At 40.0% G+C, this 21,235-nt stretch carries 24 protein-coding genes; 11 read left to right on the top strand and 13 right to left on the bottom strand.

Features of this window, described 5'->3' with window-relative positions; genetic code table 11:
* The first annotated feature begins 95 nt into the window (after positions 1-95).
* Genes AC1M85_RS13840 through tsaC form a run of 3 tightly spaced genes read left to right on the top strand, consistent with a single transcriptional unit; the run spans position 96 to position 3,076 of the window.
* On the top strand, positions 96-1,247 hold the full coding sequence (locus AC1M85_RS13840) for a LysM peptidoglycan-binding domain-containing protein (protein WP_481592439.1): 1,152 nt from the start codon (positions 96-98) through the stop codon (positions 1,245-1,247).
* A gap of 14 nt (positions 1,248-1,261) precedes the next feature.
* Positions 1,262-2,458, top strand: a complete 1,197-nt coding sequence (gene dprA / locus AC1M85_RS13845) for a DNA-processing protein DprA (RefSeq protein ID WP_481595184.1) — start codon at positions 1,262-1,264, stop codon at positions 2,456-2,458.
* A 48-nt stretch (positions 2,459-2,506) separates the two neighbouring features.
* Entirely contained in the window at positions 2,507-3,076 is a 570-nt protein-coding gene (tsaC, locus tag AC1M85_RS13850) for an L-threonylcarbamoyladenylate synthase type 1 TsaC (protein ID WP_035268223.1), read from the top strand.
* Between the two features lie 385 nt (positions 3,077-3,461).
* On the opposite strand, the gene AC1M85_RS13855 is transcribed toward tsaC, so the two are convergent.
* Entirely contained in the window at positions 3,462-4,370 is a 909-nt protein-coding gene (locus tag AC1M85_RS13855) for a DMT family transporter (RefSeq protein WP_488213253.1), read from the bottom strand.
* A 340-nt stretch (positions 4,371-4,710) separates the two neighbouring features.
* Here AC1M85_RS13855 and AC1M85_RS13860 point away from each other — a divergent pair, with 340 nt between their 5' ends.
* From AC1M85_RS13860 to AC1M85_RS13875, 4 genes are all read left to right on the top strand, one after another.
* Positions 4,711-5,232, top strand: a complete 522-nt coding sequence (locus tag AC1M85_RS13860; protein ID WP_481610242.1) for a hypothetical protein — start codon at positions 4,711-4,713, stop codon at positions 5,230-5,232.
* Positions 5,233-5,348: 116 nt separating this feature from the next.
* Positions 5,349-5,891, top strand: coding sequence for a glutathione peroxidase (locus AC1M85_RS13865; protein ID WP_481590704.1), 543 nt, complete (start codon positions 5,349-5,351; stop codon positions 5,889-5,891).
* Between the two features lie 194 nt (positions 5,892-6,085).
* A complete protein-coding gene (locus tag AC1M85_RS13870; protein ID WP_488213254.1) occupies positions 6,086-6,670 on the top strand; it encodes a hypothetical protein in 585 nt (194 codons plus the stop codon).
* Between the two features lie 89 nt (positions 6,671-6,759).
* Positions 6,760-7,773, top strand: a complete 1,014-nt coding sequence (locus tag AC1M85_RS13875) for a pirin family protein (RefSeq protein ID WP_481593720.1) — start codon at positions 6,760-6,762, stop codon at positions 7,771-7,773.
* 6 nt (positions 7,774-7,779) lie between these two features.
* Here AC1M85_RS13875 and AC1M85_RS13880 read toward each other — a convergent pair whose 3' ends face one another.
* Entirely contained in the window at positions 7,780-8,229 is a 450-nt protein-coding gene (locus tag AC1M85_RS13880) for a hypothetical protein (RefSeq protein ID WP_035268213.1), read from the bottom strand.
* Between the two features lie 93 nt (positions 8,230-8,322).
* Between AC1M85_RS13880 and AC1M85_RS13885 the strand changes: the two genes are divergently transcribed.
* The gene (locus AC1M85_RS13885; protein ID WP_035268211.1) at positions 8,323-8,769 is read left to right on the top strand and encodes an AAA family ATPase; all 447 of its coding nucleotides are present in this window, start codon (positions 8,323-8,325) and stop codon (positions 8,767-8,769) included.
* A 35-nt stretch (positions 8,770-8,804) separates the two neighbouring features.
* Here the strand turns inward: AC1M85_RS13885 and AC1M85_RS13890 are convergent, their stop codons facing one another.
* The 11 genes from AC1M85_RS13890 to AC1M85_RS13940 all read right to left on the bottom strand — a co-directional run bounded on the left by AC1M85_RS13890 (position 8,805) and on the right by AC1M85_RS13940 (position 19,020).
* The gene (locus AC1M85_RS13890) at positions 8,805-10,172 is read right to left on the bottom strand and encodes an NAD-dependent succinate-semialdehyde dehydrogenase (protein WP_035268208.1); all 1,368 of its coding nucleotides are present in this window, start codon (positions 10,170-10,172) and stop codon (positions 8,805-8,807) included.
* A gap of 646 nt (positions 10,173-10,818) precedes the next feature.
* Positions 10,819-11,238: a F0F1 ATP synthase subunit epsilon gene (locus tag AC1M85_RS13895; protein ID WP_035268205.1), complete on the bottom strand. Its 420-nt coding sequence runs from the start codon at positions 11,236-11,238 to the stop codon at positions 10,819-10,821.
* 26 nt (positions 11,239-11,264) lie between these two features.
* On the bottom strand, positions 11,265-12,659 hold the full coding sequence (atpD, locus tag AC1M85_RS13900; protein ID WP_035268203.1) for a F0F1 ATP synthase subunit beta: 1,395 nt from the start codon (positions 12,657-12,659) through the stop codon (positions 11,265-11,267).
* Positions 12,660-12,685: 26 nt separating this feature from the next.
* Positions 12,686-13,555: a F0F1 ATP synthase subunit gamma gene (gene atpG, locus AC1M85_RS13905; RefSeq protein ID WP_035268202.1), complete on the bottom strand. Its 870-nt coding sequence runs from the start codon at positions 13,553-13,555 to the stop codon at positions 12,686-12,688.
* An 89-nt stretch (positions 13,556-13,644) separates the two neighbouring features.
* Positions 13,645-15,189, bottom strand: coding sequence for a F0F1 ATP synthase subunit alpha (atpA, locus tag AC1M85_RS13910; RefSeq protein ID WP_035268197.1), 1,545 nt, complete (start codon positions 15,187-15,189; stop codon positions 13,645-13,647).
* 47 nt (positions 15,190-15,236) lie between these two features.
* Positions 15,237-15,773 carry a F0F1 ATP synthase subunit delta gene (locus AC1M85_RS13915; RefSeq protein ID WP_035268194.1) on the bottom strand — a complete coding sequence of 179 codons (537 nt, stop codon included), beginning with the start codon at positions 15,771-15,773 and terminating at the stop codon, positions 15,237-15,239.
* An 11-nt stretch (positions 15,774-15,784) separates the two neighbouring features.
* Positions 15,785-16,255, bottom strand: a complete 471-nt coding sequence (locus AC1M85_RS13920) for a F0F1 ATP synthase subunit B (protein WP_035268191.1) — start codon at positions 16,253-16,255, stop codon at positions 15,785-15,787.
* A 38-nt stretch (positions 16,256-16,293) separates the two neighbouring features.
* Positions 16,294-16,548: a F0F1 ATP synthase subunit C gene (gene atpE / locus AC1M85_RS13925; protein WP_035268188.1), complete on the bottom strand. Its 255-nt coding sequence runs from the start codon at positions 16,546-16,548 to the stop codon at positions 16,294-16,296.
* 80 nt (positions 16,549-16,628) lie between these two features.
* Positions 16,629-17,504, bottom strand: coding sequence for a F0F1 ATP synthase subunit A (gene atpB, locus AC1M85_RS13930; RefSeq protein WP_035268181.1), 876 nt, complete (start codon positions 17,502-17,504; stop codon positions 16,629-16,631).
* A 111-nt stretch (positions 17,505-17,615) separates the two neighbouring features.
* A complete protein-coding gene (locus AC1M85_RS13935; RefSeq protein ID WP_035268179.1) occupies positions 17,616-18,008 on the bottom strand; it encodes an ATP synthase subunit I in 393 nt (130 codons plus the stop codon).
* Between the two features lie 169 nt (positions 18,009-18,177).
* Positions 18,178-19,020 (bottom strand): metal ABC transporter solute-binding protein, Zn/Mn family, encoded by an 843-nt coding sequence (locus AC1M85_RS13940; protein ID WP_035268175.1) that lies wholly within the window; start codon positions 19,018-19,020, stop codon positions 18,178-18,180.
* Between the two features lie 138 nt (positions 19,021-19,158).
* Here AC1M85_RS13940 and AC1M85_RS13945 point away from each other — a divergent pair, with 138 nt between their 5' ends.
* From AC1M85_RS13945 to znuB, 3 genes are read left to right on the top strand one after another with little or no spacing between them, the layout of a single operon-like run.
* Positions 19,159-19,650 (top strand): transcriptional repressor, encoded by a 492-nt coding sequence (locus tag AC1M85_RS13945; RefSeq protein WP_035268172.1) that lies wholly within the window; start codon positions 19,159-19,161, stop codon positions 19,648-19,650.
* On the top strand, positions 19,629-20,417 hold the full coding sequence (gene znuC, locus AC1M85_RS13950; RefSeq protein WP_035268168.1) for a zinc ABC transporter ATP-binding protein ZnuC: 789 nt from the start codon (positions 19,629-19,631) through the stop codon (positions 20,415-20,417). Before AC1M85_RS13945 ends, znuC begins: the two co-directional genes overlap by 22 nt.
* 3 nt (positions 20,418-20,420) lie before the next feature.
* A complete protein-coding gene (gene znuB / locus AC1M85_RS13955; protein ID WP_488213255.1) occupies positions 20,421-21,221 on the top strand; it encodes a zinc ABC transporter permease subunit ZnuB in 801 nt (266 codons plus the stop codon).
* The last annotated feature ends 14 nt before the right edge of the window (positions 21,222-21,235 follow it).

A 21,235-nucleotide genomic window follows, 5' to 3' on the forward strand; every position in this document is an offset into this window, starting at 1 on the left:
TCTTAAAAATTAAATGAAGTTAATGCTTCATCAAATAATACGTGTAATATGCGTATTATAGCGCAAATAGATACATAATTTTAGGAATTATGATAATGAAAAAGGTTTTCAATGGCATGGCTTTTTCACATGCTCTGGGGTTAAAGAAACACTGCCTTTCACTTGCAATTTGCATTAGTGCGGGCTTGTTTACCGCGCAAATGACACAAGCCAGTCCAAATGTAAGCCCACCATCGATTAAGGCCGGTGCTCCTCACGTTTATGTGGTCAAAAAAGGCGACACTTTGTGGGACATTTCAGGTAAATTTTTGCGCTCACCTTGGCGTTGGAAAGAAATTTGGGCATCCAATAAACATGTCAAAAATCCACACTGGATCTACCCGGGTGATCGCTTACTACTCTGTACATTAGATGGGCGTCCACTGATTGGTAAAGATGAAGGTGATGGTTGTGAAGGCGTTATTCGTCGTCATCTTGGTGCTATCAATCTAAAACCTCAAGTACGTGTTGAAAGCTTAGGGAATACCATTCCAATTATTCCCTTGGATGATATTCAACCTTGGCTAGAAAGAAGTATTATCGTCGCGCCTGATGCTTTGCAAAGCACACCTTATATTCTCGGTTCGGCAGATCGTCGTATCGTTGCTGGGGAAGGTCAAACAGTTTATGCACGTGGTCAAGGGATTAACCCTGGACAAAGCTACGGTGTTTATCGTGAAGCTGAACCGTATGTTTTCTTAGATGAAAAAGGGAAAAAGTACACAGGTGCACTTGAACTGATTGAGGTAGCTACTGCAGTCGCTGTTGCCAACGAAAATGAAATTTCAACTTTAGAGCTTAAACAAAGTTTTAATGCCGAAGTTCGTCGCGGTGATTACGTTTTACCTAAATTTCAAAATGAATTACCAAGCCTCTTCTATCCAACGGCAACAACGGATATTCAGCCAGGCGGTCAAGTGATTCGTGTTATGGGTTCTATTGGTACAGCAGCTCAACATAGTGTTGTCACCATTAACCGCGGAAGCGTTCACGGTGCAAAAAATGGTCACGTGTTAAGTATTTTCCAACAAGGCGAAGTGGTTAAAGATCCGAAGACCAAAGAAAATATTCAACTGCCTAATCAGCGTGTGGGCAATTTAATGATTTTTAAAACTTTCGATCAATTAAGTTACGCTTACGTGCTAGACAGCGCACTTCCAATTAAAGTAGGTGCTGTATTAGAACCATCACCAATGGTTGAAAATTAAAATTAGGTGCGGATATGTTGAACGAGATTAACGACCATCAGTTGGCTTATATTAAACTCTGGTACCTCGTTCAACATTCACTCAGTGCTTATCAAAAACTTGTTCAGCATTTTGGTTCAGCTCAAGATGCTGTACAGAAAAATCATCTAAATCAATGGCATCAGCTCAACTTACATAAAAACCATATCGAGCGTGCATCTCAATTTTTCTCTGATCAACAGCAACAAGAATTTGAGCGAATTCTGTATCAAATTCATCAACATTCTGATTTTATGCTCACTGAGCAAGATCCAGACTATCCTCAGCAATTGATGCCCTATCATGACCGCCCCCCAATTTTATTTGGGAAAGGTAAAGCACAGCACTTGTCTGAAGCACAAATTGCCATTGTTGGAAGCCGTAAACCAAGTCCACATGGCAAACAAGTCGCATATGATTTTGCGTATTATCTGAGTGATCAAGGTTTTTATATCACGAGTGGATTAGCACAAGGGATTGATGAAGCAGCCCATCAGGGTGCTTTGCAACATGGCAGAACAATCGCCGTTATCGGCACAGGGTTAGATTTAATTTACCCATCACAAAATCGCCCATTACATGATCAAATCTTGAAGCAGAACGGGACCATCATTTCTGAGTTTTTACCCGGGACAAAACCGCTTCAGCATAATTTTCCACGCAGAAATAGAATTGTAAGTGGCTTAAGTTTAGGGATATTGGTAGCGGAAGCTCAATTGGGCAGTGGTTCATTAATTACGGCCCAAGCTGCTGCAAATCAAGGTAAAACGACCTTTGCGATTCCAGGTCATATTTATAGTGAATTTCATCAAGGTTGCCATCAGTTGATTCGTGAAGGTGCCATCTTAGTTGATCATCCTGAGCAGATCCTTGAAGATTTAGCCCTGCCGACTCAATGGCAGCATCAACAAGCATCACTGTCACGAAAAAACAATCCTAATGAGTTCCAAAATGACGAAATAGTTCATTCAGTAGACCATCCAAAGTTAAGTAAGCATGAGGATGATGAACATTCGATTCCTATACATTTGTTAGCTGTATTTCAACAATTAGATTGGGTTGGTCGCGATCTCGATCAAATTGCAGCAACCCTTGATTTAGACACCGCGACACTCACCAGCCACTTGATGGAGTTAGAACTTTTAGGACGCTGTATTCAACAATCTGGGTTATACCTACGTTGCCGTAATTAAAATTAAGGTTCACAATAGTCTTTTCAATCAAGAGAATGGTGAACGCTTATGTTAACAACCTCAGTTGCTGAGGCTGCTCAATGTCTAAAACAAGGTCAAGTTTTGGCTTATCCTACAGAAGCAGTATGGGGCTTAGGTTGCGACCCTTTTAATGAAAATGCTTTTAAAGAAATTTTAAGATTAAAACAACGCCCTATCGAAAAAGGGGTGATCTTACTGGCTGGTCAAGTCAGTCAGGTTGAACATTTATTATCAAAGCTGCCTCAAGACCGCCGCGATGCGGTGATTGAAAGTTGGTCACAAACATCTTATCAAGATCGCGCCACAACATGGCTTCTCCCAGCTGATGAGCAAATACCACTTTGGATTCGAGGCAAACATCCTAAGGTTGCTATCCGAGTCACCAACCATCCTCTTTGCATCGCACTGTGTAACGCATTTGATGGGTTCATTGTTTCAACCAGTGCAAATCCTGCTGGTTTAGACCCCGCTCGCTCATTGCAAGAAGTCAATCAGTACTTTGGTGCTGAATTAAATTATTTAAATGGAGATTTAGGCCTGAGCCAAGAACCTAGCCGAATATTAGATGCAGAAACTGGTGATGTCATTCGTGCTTAAAAAGCATGATATGCTGAGACTTAAAACTTATTATTTAAGACAAAAAAAAGCTCAGTCATAAAGGTATTGACTGAGCATATAAAAGGATGTGCTAATCACATCCAGAGGGTTCAGAAATTCATCTGTACAGAAAAAGAGTGTATTATCGCTTTCTCTGCAGTACGCATATTATGCTACAAAAAAAAATATTACACAATTACTAAGACTTAGAGTTTCAAATCATCATTTTTCTTATAAAGATTAATTATTAGTTCAATTGATATAATTAAGTACCTATTTTTAATTATTAATTTTACTTTTTAAAAAGCCTAATGATAGTTAATTTAGATCAATAAGCTTTTATAGATTTTAAGTATAATAAAAAAATAAATCGATTGTCTGTTTTTTAAACACTCTTAGCCTTTATGAATGAAGTTTTTTTCTGTGCTAAAGCAATACCTATCAAAATCACGATTCCGCCTAAACTGTGATAAATCGTCCATGCTTCTTTTAACCAAACATAAGCAATAATGGCGGTAAAGATTGGCATTAAGTTCATAAAGATGCTGGTTCGATTTGGGCCTAAATGTTGAACAGCCAACATCCATACTAACGGCGCAATAATCGAAGGGAAAATTCCCGCATATAACACACTCAAGCCGTTATCCAGATCAATTGCATCGAGACCCAATACGGCAACGAATGGTAAGTGGTACAACACTGCAAAACCAATCTGAATATAAAGACTAATCATTAAAGGGAGCTCGAGTTGCCACTTTTTGAGAAATACACCATAAAAAGCATAGAAGAATACCGCGACGATCATAATCATGTCGCCCCAATGCCCACCCAGATGCACCAGTGTATCTAGACGCCCCTGACCGATAACATAAATCAGGCCGATAAATGATAAAATACTACCCACCACTGCAAATCGAGTTGGAAACTCTTTTAAAATCATCAGTGAAACAAAAATGGTGAAAATTGGAATAAAGGCATTAATTATGCCCATATTGGTTGCAGTCGTGTAATGTGCTGCGGTGTAAGCTAACCCCTGATAAAGCACCATACCAAATGCACTCAGCACTGCTAATTTCACTATATTTTGTCGTACCAAAGTACGCTGTTTGATGACTTTAGGTAGAATAAAGGGTGTTAAAATCAAAAAGGCAATAATCCAACGATAAAAACTAATACTGACAGGTGAAATATACTCTGCAACATATCGTGTAATAGCTATATTCAACGACCAAATCAATACAGCAATGACTGGCAATGATAAAGCCCAGAGCAAATGCTTTTTTTCAAATGTCATATTTTCATCCTAATTTTTATTTAATCGTTAAGATCAAGTTTTCATCAATTTTTAGACTTTTTCATTCCATGAAACACACTCCCCTTCATTGTTAGTGACTGCAGAACAGCCATCTAAGTCTGAGATTTTTACTTAAAAAATTAAGTAGAGTGCTGTTCTATTTTAAAACACTTTTCACTTTTTTACAGGGATTCCTCTACAAAACAACACTAGAAGCTGTGTGTGAGCTATGAGATCGTAAATGCTTGAATTTTCCCATCAACGGGTTAACTGAATATTTTTTAATGTGCTTCATCGTGAATGTAAGTGCATTGAACCGAGCATATAAAAAGGATAAATTATGAAAAAACTTCTCATTGCATCACTATGCACTACAGCTGTTTTTCTAACCGCTTGTGATAAAAAGTCTAACGATCAATCCTCACCTACTGCCGCTGAAACGGTTCAAAGCAATACATTAAGTACCAATGTAAATGCAGATATTCAACATGACTTAGATTTACTGGATCAAATTTCAAATACAAAAGCTCAAGAGGCTTTGGCATTTCAAAACGAAGTGACACAAGCTGCGCAAAACAATAATAAAGCTGAATTAGACGCAGTGGTTGAGAAGATGGATAACTATGTGGATCAATTTAATGATGATCTAGACAAACTTGCGCTCAAAAGTATTGAAGGTGCATCTCTTCGAGATAAAATGAAAGAATCGAATGAGCTTGGATTGGACCTCGCAGAAGCAGGTGTTAAAGAAAAGCCTGATATGAATGAAATCACTGAACTTCAAAAGAAAGCTGTTGAGTTACAACAAAGCTTGTTACAGGACATGCAGAATCTTAAAAACCAAGTCGGGACAAAATCTTAACTCATAAAGCAGGCCGTCAGGCCTGTTTTTTTTCACTGTAGACACCTTGGTGAGATCTATATGCCATGGTATTTTCAATCTACATATTTTAAGTACTTTATGATTAGGGCATTGAAATGGCTTCAGTTTATAACATTCCAGTAAATACAATTCAGGGGCAGCCTGTTGATTTATCGCAATACGAAGGCAAAGTATTATTGATCGTGAATGTAGCGTCTAAATGTGGCCTTACCCCTCAGTACGAAGGTCTGCAAAAACTCTATAGTGAAAAAAAACAACAAGGATTCGAAATTCTTGGCTTTCCTTCCAATGACTTTCTTGAACAAGAACCAGGAAGCAATGAAGAGATTGAACAATTTTGTTCAGTGAATTATCAAGTGGACTTCCCTCTTTTTGCGAAAATTCCAGTGGTTGGGGAGAATAAACATCCGCTATATGAAACTTTAACAAATGCCATTCCAGAGCGTATTGGTGAGGGGCCTTGGTGGAAAGATCTGGTTGATTATGGTTTAACGCCTAATAATCCCCCTGAAGTATTATGGAATTTTGAGAAATTCTTAGTTTCAAAAACAGGGGAAGTCGTTGCTCGTTTTGCACCAGACATCACTGCAGATGATGCGCGTATTGTTGATGCAATTAATGCTGAACTGGCGAAATAATCTCATCAAGATCAAGTGACGATCTTGTCACTTGATTATTTCTTATTCAATTCAATAAATATCTTCATTAATCTGTCAAAATCATAAGTTACTCTTTCACATCAAAATTTTTGTTATTGCTTTGCAAATATTCAGATTTAACTCATATTTGTATCGTATCTTGGAATGAAGTGATTAACGATTTGGTTTTATTAATGAAAGTATTTCAAAGCATTGTTACCCCTTTTGCATTATTTGGCTTCGGTCTCGTGATGTTAGGTTGTCAGCCGCAATCACAACCCGATCAAGAAAAGGAATCAACAGCAGCTAATATTGAAGAATCTTCTCCTGTCCAAGTCACTGATCCAGCTGACTTAAAGTCAGGCAATATGTTTTATATTGTACGTGATGTGGCAGATGTACAACTGAAAGCAGGTCGATACATTGAGCAAATTCAACAGCTACAATCTGATTTAGAACAAGCTGTAAATAATAAAGATCCACAAAAGTTAGATCAGTCAGTGCAAAGTTTGAAATCTCAATTACTAGGATTTAATGAGGCATTGACAGGACTTGACCTAAAAAGCCAAGAAATTGCCCAGATTCGTTCTAATATTTTAACGGCAAATCAAAATGTATTAGCTTCACCATTACTAAACGGCCAAGTGAATTTAAACAACATCGATTTTGCAGCCTTAGAAAAGCAAATGGGTAATATCCAAGGTGAAATGGTGAAATTAGCCAGTATGCTTTTGACTCAGTCCGGATCATCTACAGAAAATAATCAAGCCGAGGATTGATATACATTATTCTCACAAAATAGAGATGGTGGAGTGAGGGATTTCTCTTTAATTTGGATCTTAAATAATTCAAATATCATGGAGTCGGCATGTCTACCTCACCCATCTATAATATAACTCCTATTACTTTTCGTTTAGATTTAAAAGATCCTTTCATCTTTACTGCTCATCATATTGATCACTACCCTGCCGGGAATGCTGAAATGGGACCAGTTCATCCTGCAATCAATCAAGAATTCAATATGTATTATGGTAGTGTTGTTCCCGGCTTTCCCGAACATCCGCACACGGGTTTTGAAACCATTACTTTGGTGGAACAAGGTTATGTCGACCATTTTGATTCCTTGGGTAATGGTGGACGATATGCTGCAGGCGATGTGCAATGGCTAAGTACGGGAAATGGTGTTGAACACTGTGAAATGTTCCCGTTAATTCATCAGGATCGAGAGAATCCTTTTGAATTATTTCAAATTTGGTTTAACTCATCTCCAGAACAAAAAAAACAACCTGCTGATTATAAAATGTTTTGGCGTGAACAAATTACTCATGTGAAAGTGACTGATCACCAGTCTCGCAGCATTGATGTACGAGTTATTTCAGGACAATATCAAAATCAAAATGCATTAAGTCGCCCACCACACTCTTGGGCAGCTGCAGCAGAAAATAAAGTGAATATATACTTAATTACTTTAGAAGCTGGCGCACACCTTGAAATTCCAGCCACGACCGCAACCTCTACTCGATTTGCTTACTTTTATCAGGGTTCAACTTTAAATATTGCTGATTCACCCATTCAATTTAAACATCTTGTAGAGCTTAAAGCTGACACCGAAATTCAACTTGAAGCAGGTGATCAAGAAGCGAGAATCTTATGGTTAGAAGGTGAACCTATTGGTGCACCAGTTGCAATGCGAGGGCCTTTTGTATTGAACAGCAAAGAAGAACTTGATGTTGCATTCAAACGATATCGTGAGACCCATTTTGGTGACTGGCCTTGGCCAAGCGATGCTCCAACGTTTTCACGTGAAACACCTCGTTTTGCCAGCTATGAAGGTGGTAAACGCAAGGAATATCCTGAACAAATGAGTTCAGATGGGGCTTAACAAGGTTTAAATATTACAGTATTCATCTTTGCCCAATGCTCGTTTAATATCCTGTTCAAAACGTGCATTGGGAAAAGGATAACGTTGAGGCAAATACAAGGTAAATCTTGTCAACGTAGGTGATAGCTTTTCTACAGTTGCCTTATGAACATATTCACCACGTTCTGTTCGAGCAAATAGGGTTGCCATTTCAATATGCTCTTCAAGCTTATTTTCAGTAAAGACTAGATCATCATCACGTGTGAAACCGATACATCGACGATATGCTTGTCTCAGATTTTGAAATACGCTGAGATAATCCAACTCAATTTCAGCACTTAAACCATTTTTATATGAGTTGGCAACCAAGGCCGCTTCAGTAGGTTCATTGGGCTGACTTAAATAATAATTTTGACATGCGGTGAGCTGACTGAAGGTGAATATGCTTAGCGCGATAATTAGACTTTGACCATACATTATTTTATTTGGATTTATTAGACTTATACCTGAATTGTAGCAAAGTCTAAGCCGTGATTTAATTCAGCTTTATACTTTTAATGTAATTGAACCATGCAACTGATCATCTTCACTGGAGTTCAAGCTTCAGGCAAATCAAGCTACTATCTTTTACATTTGGCGCATTCACATTTAAGAATTAACTTAGACATGCTAAAAACTCGCCATCGGGAAAACATGATCTTTGAAACCTGTCTAGCCTCTAAAACCAAAACGGTGATCGACAATACCAACCCAACCAAAGCAGATCGCGCTCGTTATATTCGACGTGCCAAAGCAGCAGGTTTTGAAGTGATTTCATATTACTTTGAAACAGATTTGAAAAGTACGCTAGAACGCAATGGTCAACGAAGCGGTAAAGCCAATATTCCTGAAGTCGGTGTTCGAGCAACATATAAGAAGTTAGAAGTACCTGATTTTGAGGAAGGGTTTGATGAAATACATCATATTAAGATAAAAGGTGCAGGTGAATATCACCATTTAATCTTAGACTCCAAATAATAAAGCGACCCGAAGATCGCTTTATTTCAAAGACTCTATTGTTTCACCACCACTAATTTTTTTTGTACAAATTCATGAAAACCTAAATCTGCCAGTTCATGACCATAACCAGAATTCTTTACGCCACCAAATGGTAATTCTGGAGCTGTATCCGTTAACCAATTGATCCACACCATTCCTGTTTCAATTCTCGAAGCTAATTTTTTTGCACGCTCTATGTCTTGAGAGTGAATGACACCCCCAAGACCATAATTAGAATCATTGGCGATTTCAACGATTTCATCCTCATTTTCCGCAACATAAATCTGAGCAACTGGCCCAAAGAATTCTTCGTACCAAGCCTCATTATCTCGACTAATATTTTCTAAAATTGTCGGCTCATAGAAATAACCATCATGATCAATTGCTTTTCCACCAATAACCAATGATGCACCCTGCTGAACTGCTTTATCCACTTGTTTAATCAAGTTTTTAAGCGCACTTTCCGATGAGAGTGGTCCCAGTGTGGTACTACGGTCTAATGGGTCGCCAATTTTCAGCGCTTTAAATGCTTCAATTAAACCCGTTCTAAACTGATCAGCGATGTCTTTATGCAAAATAAATCGTTTTGCTGCAGTACACACCTGCCCTGTATTATTTACACGTGCTTTACAACCAATCTCAATCGCTTTGTTTAAGTCCGCATCATCCAGCACGATAAAGACATCATTCCCACCCAATTCAAGCGTAGACTTTTTAATGTGTTTGCCTGCTTGCGCAGCGACCGCACTACCCGCTCCTTCTGAACCAGTTAATGCAACACCACGCACACGTTTGTCTGCAATAATATCTGAGACTTGATCGGTATTGATAAATAGATTAGTCCAAACACCTTTAGGCGCTCCTGCTTCTAATACAAGTTTTTCAAATGCTTCAGCACATTGCGGAACGATACCTGCATGTTTGGCCAATACTGGATTTCCAATACCACAGTTTGGTGCAAATACACGGACTAATTGATAAAATGGGAAATTCCATGGTTCGACAGCCATGATAATACCTAATGGATGATGCTCCACCCAAGCTTCACCTAACTCAGTTTTATAAGGGACTGATTTCAGAAATTGTTCAGTATTTTTTGCATAGTACTCAGCAATTTGAGCACAGGATTCGATTTCACCTTCACTTTGCTCAATGAGCTTACCCATATCTAAAGTAATGAGTTTGGCTAATTCACTCTTTTTCTCTCTAAATAATGCTGCCAAACGTTGTAAAACTTTTACGCGATCATCTACATTTTTTACCCAATCTGATTTAAGAATAGATTCGGCTGAATCCAAAGCACGATCAATATCTTGTTGTTGGTGTGATGGATATTCTTTGTATACAGTATTGGTAAATGGGTTAATGGATTGATAACTCATAATTCTTCCCTTCATGCCAATAAATTTATTAATGCTTTGGATCAAAACAATCCTTCATTATCAAACATGAAAATAATTTATTACCCTCATGCTTACTTATCCAAGCTATCATTAAAATCTTTGAAAAAGGATGAATATTACACAATCTCTCAGTCTGTTACTTAACTATTGAATTTCAGATAACATTCATAAAAAAACCACCCTTACAGGTGGTTTTTCAATCTTGAACTGTCTTTTATTGAGCGAGGTTTTTGATTTGATTTACCATTATGAAATTAATTTTTTTTCTCAGAAAACGAATTAGTGATTTTAAATCATGTGTTTTTCTAAAAAAGTTCGGATTTTCAATTAACTGATACATGAAATAAAATGCTAGAAAAAACTTAGAAATATCTGAAATGAAATGTAAATTTCCTTGTGTCAAATTAGATATTGCTAAACACATAAAAAAAACTAACTGTAACATTAGTACAATTATTGAAATTATTTTTATGACAGGATTATCCACAATAGAATCATTGATTGTTTTCATTGTAAAACCCTTAACTTATTATCAGTAAATTATGTTTAGCACAAGTTTTTCAAACTTACAATAACCCATAAAAAAACCACCCTTTCGGGTGGTTTTTCAATCTCGAACCGTCTCTTATTGAGCGCGGTTTTTGATTTTGCGGATGGTTTCCAACTGTGCAGCTGTTTCTGCAAGCGCAGCCAAAGCAGCAGCAGCGTCCAAATCGCTCTTTTGATTTGCTAACAAAGTTTCAGCATTTTTACGTGCTTCAACGATTGCAGCTTCATCTAAGTTTTCTGCACGGACTGCAGTATCTGCAAGAACCGTAACAACATGCGGTTGAACTTCAAGAACACCACCAGATACATAGATTAATTCTTCTGTACCATTCTCCAACTGAACGCGAATCGCGCCCGGTTGAAGTAAAGTTACTAGTGGAGCATGACCAGGCATAATACCTAACTCACCACCAGCACCTTTAGCAATTAGCATAGTTACAGTGCCTGAGTACAAAGACTCTTTAACACTTACAACGTCACATTGCATAGTCGCCATGAGAACCTCCTAAATTAGGTAGCTAATTAAAGTTTCTCGGCTTTAGCAATCACTTCGTCAATACCACCAACCATATAGAACGCTTGTTCTGGGATGTGATCGTATTCACCAGCTAGAAGACCTTTAAAGCCACGAATCGTTTCTTTAAGCGGTACAAGTTTACCAGGAGCACCAGTAAACACTTCTGCTACGTGGAACGGTTGAGAGAAGAAACGTTGAATCTTACGTGCACGGTATACAGTAAGTTTGTCTTCTTCTGACAATTCGTCCATACCAAGAATTGCGATAATGTCTTTCAATTCTTTATAACGTTGAAGAACGTTTTGAACTGAACGAGCGATTTCGTAATGCTCAGTACCAACAACTAATGGATCTAATTGACGTGAAGTAGAGTCAAGTGGATCGATCGCAGGGTAAATACCTTGTGAAGCGATGTCACGGCTCAATACAACTGTCGCATCCAAGTGAGCGAACGTAGTCGCTGGAGATGGATCCGTTAAGTCATCGGCAGGTACGTATACAGCTTGGATAGATGTAATCGAACCAGACTTAGTAGAAGTAATACGTTCTTGAAGAACACCCATCTCTTCTGCAAGTGTCGGTTGGTAACCTACTGCAGATGGCATACGACCTAGAAGTGCTGATACTTCAGTACCTGCTAGTGTATAACGGTAGATGTTGTCTACGAACAATAATACGTCACGGCCTTTACCGTTTTCGTCTTTTTGATCACGGAAGTACTCAGCCATAGTAAGACCAGTTAACGCTACGCGTAAACGGTTACCTGGTGGCTCGTTCATCTGACCGTAAACCATCGCTACTTTGTCAAGAACGTTAGAGTCTTTCATCTCGTGATAGAAGTCGTTACCTTCACGAGTACGCTCACCAACACCAGCGAATACAGATAAACCTGAGTGCGCTTTAGCGATGTTGTTGATCAACTCCATCATGTTTACAGTTTTACCAACACCGGCACCACCGAACAGACCAACTTTACCACCTTTAGCGAACGGGCAAAGTAAGTCAATGACTTTAATACCAGTTTCTAAAAGGTCAGTAGAAGCAGCTTGTTCTGCATAAGAAGGCGCTTGACGGTGAATCGGTAGACGCTCTTCAGTTGCAACAGGACCAGCTTCATCGATCGGGCGACCAAGAACGTCCATGATACGACCAAGCGTCGCTGGACCAACTGGTACAGAGATCGGAGCGTTAGTGTTAGTTACGTTCAAACCACGTTTAAGACCTTCTGTAGATCCCATCGCAATTGTACGTACAACGCCGTCACCAAGTTGTTGCTGAACTTCTAATGTAGTTTCAGTGCCATCAACCTGAAGAGCGTCATAGATCTTAGGAACACTGTTGCGTTCAAACTCGACGTCGATAACCGCGCCGATGATCTGAATGATACGACCGCTACTCATTGCTGTCTCCTCAATTCAAAATAATGTTAAACGGCAGCGGCACCACCAACGATCTCAGAAATTTCCTGAGTAATCGCGGCTTGACGCAGCTTGTTATAAATAAGTTGTAGGTTCTTGATCAATTCACCCGCGTTATCCGTTGCAGCTTTCATTGCAACCATACGAGCAGATTGCTCACACGCGATGTTTTCGATCACACCTTGGTATACCACAGACTCGATATAACGAACCAATAAACCATTTAAAAGCTCTTCAGCTTCTGGTTCATAGATATAATCCCAACCGTATTGGCGGTTAAGAGTCTTGTCATCTTCAGCAGCTGCTAAAGGAACAAGTTGTTCGATTTTTTGATTTTGAGTCATGGCATTCACAAAGCCGTTAGACACCAAATAAATGCGATCTAATTCGCCTTTATCGTATGCATCCAACATGACTTGTACAGAACCAGACAACTGTTCAAGACTTGGAGTGTCACCCACTTGAGTGGTTGCACCAAGTACTTTACCGCCGTAGTTTTTAAAAAACGAAACCGCTTTTTGACCAATCAAAGCAAATTGAACTTCAATTGACTGCTCTTGTTGCTGTTGAACGTGTTTTACCACTTTCTTGAACAAGTTAATGTTCAAACCACCAGCAAGACCGCGATCTGATGACACGATGATATAGCCAACGCGCTTAACTGGGCGTTCAACCATATAACGATGTTTATATTCAGGATTCGCTTGTACTAAATGAGCAATTACACGGTGCATATTTTCGGCATACGGACGGCCCTGAGCCATGCGCTCTTGCGCACGACGCATCTTAGAAGCTGCTACCATCTGCATCGCGCGAGTAATTTTCTGCGTGCTTTTGATACTAGCTACTTTGGCGCGAATTTCTTTTAAATTTGCCATACGCTTAACCTAGTATTCGAAGGCCCTTTCGAGCCCTCGAAGGTTGATTCCGTGAACCAAACCGACACTAAATTTCAACAGTTTGAAAATTAGTAAGTTTGAGTCGCTTTAAAGCTTTCAATACCAGCTTTGAATGCTGCTTCGATGTCTTTGTTCCAATCACCAGTTTCATCGATCTGTTGCATTAACGCAGCATGTTCAGAACGGAAGTAAGAAATTAATGCAGCATCAAAGTCTACAATTTTCTTCACTTCTACGTCAGCCATGTAGCCTTCGTTAGATGCATATACAGAAACAGCTTGGTCAGCAATTGAATATGGAGCATATTGTTTTTGCTTCATTAATTCAGTTACACGTTGACCATGCTCAAGTTGCTTACGAGTTGCTTCATCAAGGTCAGAAGCGAACTGAGCAAACGCAGCCAATTCACGATATTGTGCTAAAGCAGTACGGATACCACCAGACAATTTTTTGATGATCTTAGTTTGAGCAGAACCACCAACACGAGATACAGAGATACCCGCGTTCACAGCAGGACGAATACCTGCGTTGAATAATGATGTTTCTAAGAAGATCTGACCATCAGTAATCGAAATTACGTTCGTTGGTACGAATGCAGATACGTCACCCGCTTGAGTTTCAATAATCGGTAATGCAGTTAATGAACCAGTTTGGCCTTTAACTTCACCGTTAGTGAATTTCTCAACATAGTCAGCAGATACACGAGAAGCACGTTCAAGTAGACGACTATGAAGATAGAATACGTCACCTGGGTAAGCTTCACGACCTGGTGGACGGCGTAAAAGCAATGAAATTTGACGATACGCAACTGCTTGTTTAGACAAGTCATCATAAATGATTAACGCATCTTCACCGCGGTCACGGAAGTATTCGCCCATTGTACAGCCAGAGTACGGAGCAAGGAAAAGCATTGCTGCTGGATCCGCTGCCGCTGCTGCTACAACAGTCGTATACGCCATAGCGCCAGTTTCTTCTAACTTACGTACAACGTTTGCGATAGTTGATTGTTTTTGACCAACTGCAACGTAAATACATTTAATGCCAGAATTCTTCTGTGCGATGATCGCATCGATCGCCATTGCTGTTTTACCAGTTTGACGGTCACCGATGATTAATTCACGTTGGCCACGACCAACTGGAATCATTGTATCAACTGATTTATAACCAGTTTGTACAGGCTCATCTACCGATTGACGCCAAATTACGCCTGGTGCAACTTTTTCAACTGCATCAGATAATTTTGCATCAATTGGGCCTTTACCATCAATTGGGTTACCCAAAGCATCTACTACACGGCCTAAAAGTTCTGGACCAACCGGAACTTCTAATACACGACCTGTGCAACGAGCTTTTTGACCTTCTTGAAGGCTTAAGTAGTTACCTAAAACAACGACGCCCACTGAATCCTGTTCTAGGTTCAGTGCCATACCGTATAAGCCGCCGTCGAATTCGATCATTTCACCGTACATTGCATCAGCAAGGCCGTGAATACGCACAATACCGTCGGAAACCATAACAATGGTTCCTTCGTTCTTAGCGGTCGCGCTGGTGTCCAGATCGCCGATACGCTGTTTAATGAGCGCACTGATCTCGGATGGATTCAGTTGTTGCATTGCGCTATACCTCAATCTTTATTAAGTTCAGTCTTCTTTTTACGCAATTATGCAAGAAGACGAGTCCGCATTTTTTCAAGCTTATTAAGCGCAGAATCATCTATCACTTGGTCGCCTGCACGAATAACAACACCCGCGATTAAAGCTGGGTTAACTTCTACTGAAACATTTACAGCTGCGTTGAAACGTTTCTCTAACGCAGATGCAAGTAATTGCTCTTGTTCAGCAGAAAGTGGTAATGCAGATTCAATCACGACATCTACCACATTGTTATTTTGTGATTTAAGAAGTTCGTACTCTGCTTCAATCTCAGGTAACAAAGTTAAACGATCATTTTCAGCCAAAAGTGTCAAAAAGTTAGACACTTCAGCAGTTTGATCTGCACCTAAAACCTTAGCAAATAAACTTACTTGCTCCACAGGAGTAAGCTCAGGGCGACTCAAGTAAGCGGAAAATGCTTCATCTTGCACCGCAGCACTAAGCACTTGTAACACATTTGACCAATTGTCAGTTGCACCTTGCTCAGAAGCGAAAGCAAATGCTGCTTTAGCGTACGGGCGTGCTAACGTCAAGAGTTCAGCCATAATCGCCTCGCTTAAAGTTTAGCAGCCAGCTGAGTAAGCATGGCATTGTGAGCTGCTTCATCAACTTGTTGGTTCAGAATTTTCTCTGCACCAGCAACAGCAAGAGCTGCAACTTGTTGACGTAATTCTTCACGAGCAGCATTGATCTCTGTGTCAACAGCTTCTTTCGCTTGTTGACGAATACGCTCACCTTCAGCAGATGCTTGAGTACGAGCTTCTTCAACCAATTGAGCCGCACGACGGTTCGCTTGTTCGATCAATTGAGCCGCTTGTGCTTTCGCTGCATCTAATTCAGCTTTAACTTGAGCTTGCGCATCTGCAAGATCAGCTTTCGCCTTTTCAGCTGCATTTAAGCCATCAGCAATTTTACGCTGACGCTCACTAATCGCATTGATTAGTGGAGGCCAAACGAATTTCATACAGAATGCGACAAAGATCGCAAACGCAATCGCTTGACCAAACAGAGTATAGTTAATATTCATTGCTATTCCTCAAATAGTTGATTTCGGAATTTAGCTAATTAACCTACTAGGCCGATGAACGGATTTGCAAAGATAATGAACAAACCAATACCAACACCGATCATAGGCACAGCATCAAGAAGACCCGCGATTAAGAACATACGAGTTTGAAGTTGTGGAGCCAATTCTGGTTGACGAGCAACAGCTTCAAGGAAGCGACCACCTAAAAGACCAAAACCGATCGCAGTACCTAAAGCACCGAACGCGATTAAAAGAGCAGCTGCAACAGCAGATAAGCCAACTACTAAATCCATGAAAAAATCCTCAGAGGTTGAGTTTAAATCAAACAAAAAAACTTTAGCCCAACTACATAGTGTAGTCGAGCAAATATTAATTAATGCTTCTCGCTAGCCATACTCATATACACGATCGTTAACATCATGAAGATGAATGCTTGTAACGTGATAACAAGAATATGGAAGATTGCCCAAGGCACAGACAACGCCCATTGAATCCAGAACGGTAATAATGCGATCAAAATGAAGATCAATTCACCCGCATACATGTTACCGAACAAACGGAGAGCCAATGAAATTGGACGCGCGATAAAAGTTACTAATTCAAGAAGAATATTTACTGGAATTAATAATGCTTTTAAAAATGGGTTACTTGGATTGAATGGGTTAAGCGCAAATTCTGCACCGAAACCGACAAGACCTTTTTCACGGATACTATAGAAAATAGTTAACGCAAATACTGATAACGCCATACCAAGGGTTACGTTAGGGTCAGTAGATGGAACGATCTTGAAGTAAACATGATGCGGGTCGATACCGAATAGCCCACCAATTATGTGTTGAGCTGTATAAGGAATCCAGTCAACAGGGATAAGGTCCATCAAGTTCATGAGGAAAATCCACACGAAGATGGTAAGAGCTAGAGGCGCGATTAAACGTGATTTACCATGAAAGGTATCACGAACACTTGAGTCAACAAACTCAACGATCATTTCAATTGCAGCCTGGAACTTGGTCGGAACACCAGAGTTTGCAGCTTTCGCTACTAACCAGAACAACAAACAGAAAATGACGCCAAGGCCGATTGACCAACCCATAGAATCCAAGTGAATAGCAGTGAACCCCATCTCTTTCGCTTCTTCAGCAGTCTCAGCTAACTTCCACGTACCATCTGGTGCTTTACCATAGGTCATGTTCGTTAAGTGATGCTGAATATACTCAGACGAGGTAAGGGTATGTTCTTCAGCAGCCATAAATCACACCTGGTTAATGTCAAATACAAATTAGAGTTAACGAATATCGCGTGCTGCTTGATATCTCGTTAAACATCTAAAAAACTTTTCAATTTTTCGTTGCAATTCAACTCATTTTGATAGACGCGACGCCCAAAAAGGTGCGACCCACGACATGGTCTGAACGAGTATGAAACCACAAAACAATGCGACCGCTGACAACGGTTTCACATTGATTAAAATCAAAATGAAGCCAACAATCACAATTCCAAACTTACCGAGCAACCCCCGATACATATTCGATAGAACCTGTTTCGAAGCTCTTGCACCTGCAGCTCTGAACGACTGCCATGAAAAATAACAACTGGCTAGCCAACATACGAATGCACCTAATGCTGCACTCAAAGCCGCAGTCGAGTCTTTCAAGACCCACGCTATCAAGGCTGAAACAGGTATCATACATGCTTGCAAGATGACTAAAGCTTTCGCTAATCGTCGGTCAATCAAGCGACTAGTTCGGCTCATTTATTATCCACTCACAGCAATAATGCTTGACAAGTTTAGCTGATGATTATTTTTAATCGCAGGCATTATAGAGTTACACCCCTGAACATGCAATCTTTTCCCGACCTAAGTCTGGTATTTTTAGATCGTTTATTGCTGAGCACTTATACAATTATCGGCTGTTTTTACATCACTTTTGTGCTTTTTCTACACATGCACGTACTTGTATCGCTAGAGTCTGCCATGCTGTTATAAAATTCTGGTGTTTAGCAAAACTCTCATCAACTGCGAGAAAATTCACATGACCTAGAGACTTATATTGATTCTTATTAGCTACAGTTTCAGCCAAAAGACACATCTTTTGCTGAGGGCGATGGTCTTTTAAATATTTGATTTGAGCAATTGTAGGTGCCATATGTGGATCTTCTGTCATCGCACCAGCGAATTTTAGCAACAGCGCACGCTCCAAGTATTGGTATGCATCATGTAATGACCAATACGGCTGAACACCATGATTGAGTTTTACACTTTGTGAGGTTTTCAGCATCTCATGTGCAAAAAGTTTAGCATTACTCCAATACTTGTCTTTAAACTCAGGTTGTTGTTGTGAGCGTAATGCCGCTATAAAAAAGCCAATACGAACTGCATTATTTGGTTCTAACCATACATGAGTATCGACAGTTCCTTTTACTACGTCCCCTCGACTATTTCTAAGCGGCAATGTTTGCAATATTCCTGTATTCAATAAGGCAACTGCTTTAGAGTTTTTCGCCAAAATACTCTCTAATGGCGCTTCATGCGCTTTACCAAGCCAAATAACCAATCCTGCATCTTGAATTAATTTACGGTGCGCAGGGGTCAGATGAACATCATGCCCTGTTTGATTTTCTAGCAACAATTTTGGTTCTTCAATACCTTGAGTGATTTCTTTTGCAATCAAATACACTGGGTGTGTCGAAACCACCAAGGGTGCTTGTGCCCAAGCCAAGGTTGTGAATAATGCTGTAAAGCATAGTGCTAGCAGACGCAACATGAAATTAATTACCACTCGAATTTTGACGTTATAATATAACAAACAGTTAAAAATGCCTATGCTGTTCGTAAGTTGCAAGGTCTCATGATACTATTTATGAGATATCCCCTTCCCTTTTCGAAGTCTTGAGGTCAGTCCATGAGCGCATGTTCACACGAACATCATGATACTTTACACGGTGTGCATGATCACCCGAATGTTGAAGCTCGTTTATTAGAAGCTGAAGCAAGCTGCGCTGCTTCAGGCGCTAAATTGACTCCGCTTCGCAAAGAAGTTTTAGAGTTAATTTTAACGGCCTCAGGGCCTATGGGCGCTTATGACTTGTTGGCGAAATTAAAAGGTAATGCTGAACGTCCAGCAGCACCTCCAACTGTTTACCGCACCCTCGATTTTTTGCTCGAAAAAGGTTTTATTCATCGTTTAACTTCAATTAATGCCTATATTCCATGTTGCCATCCTCGTGCTGGACATCAAGCCGCTTTTCTCATTTGCTCTAAATGCAATACAGTGAAAGAGGCTTCAGCTCTTGGTTTGATTCAACAACTTGATCAATTGGCTTCCTCTGATCATTTTCAGGCTCAACATAGCATTATTGAGATTTCAGGATTATGTCAGCAGTGCTCTCAGTAAGTTCTGCATTGCCATTAATTGAACTGCAGCAAATTAATGTGCGAATTGATGAAAGAGACATTTTAAAGAATGTTGACTTTCAGATTCATGACAAAGAAATTATTACCCTCATTGGTCCCAATGGGGCGGGTAAATCTACGCTTATCAAAGTGATTCTCGGAATTGTGAAGGCCAATTCTGGTCAAATTAAACATCATAAAGCCTTAAAGCTTGCTTACGTCCCTCAAAAATTCAATCCATCCCACAGCTTGCCACTTCGAGTGAAAGATTTACTCGATTTAGAAAAGTGTGATCTTGCGATTAAACAAGAAATTATTCGAGATACTGGGATCATAAAATTACAAGATTCGAAAGTCCAACAGCTGTCTGGTGGGGAACGCCAGCGTGTACTTTTAGCACGCGCTCTACTGCGCCAACCCAACTTATTGGTACTCGATGAACCGATGCAAGGTTTAGATATTCAATCTGAAGCTGAACTTTATGATTATGTTCGAAGTCTACCTGAGCGCTACGGCTGCTCGATCTTAATCGTCTCTCATGATTTGCAGTGGGTGATGCAAGGTACACAGCGTGTGGTATGCCTCAATAAACATATATGTTGTAGCGGCTTGCCTGAAAATATTCAACAAGACCCTGAGTATCAGGCTATTTTCGGCACTAATCGAGTGTTCTACCAACATCATCACGATCATTGTGCACATGGTGATACAGCAACGCCATGTCAACACGATCCTCGCCCCCATATTCATCCAGAACCGGAAGCTTAGATCATGATGGAATGGTTACAACTTCTATTACCCGCATGGATTATGGGAACATTATTAGTGTTTCTAACTGCACCGCTCGGTTGTCTTATGTTATGGCGCCGTATGTCATTCTTTGCAGACACAATGGCGCATGGAACTCTCTTGGGTGTGGCGATTGCTGGCTTACTCACCCTCCCCTTATGGATGGGGGTTACGTTTACCGCGTTACTTTTGGTCGCAGTCCTTTGGGTATTGCATGATCCTCGCCTGCCCAACGATGCATTACTTGCGTTATGTTCAGCAACGCTGCTTTGCTCAGGACTATTGGTCATCCAACACCTCCCTGCGCTAAGACCTGAGTTGCTGAGTTATTTATTTGGCGATCTTTTAACAATATCTTGGTTCGACTTACCGACATTTGCAGTGGTGATTGTCATTGCACTCTCTGTGCTCTATAAAAGTTGGCAATCTCAAATTCAAATTGCGATTGATCCTGATATTGCGGTAAGTGAAGGTGTGAATGCGAAATGGCAGCGCCTTATTTTTATGCTGCTTCTTGCCTTATTTACAGTACTAGCGTTACGTGCAGTAGGTTCATTACTCATGGGTGCTTTATTGGTTATACCTGCATTAACCGCAAGACTTTTAGCACATTCACCTAAACACATGGTGCTATGGTCTTTTATTGTGGCTCAAGTTGGTGTGACTGTGGGCTTATGGTCGAGTGCAGGTTTAAATATTGCGACAGGTTTAAGCATTGTATTAACCATGGCAATCGTATTTGCTGTGATTTTTATCATTCAAAAATTTAAAAAAATAGCCTGATTTATTTGGGCTAT

It is taken from the genome of Acinetobacter sp. 24-47-64 (assembly GCF_057737055.1).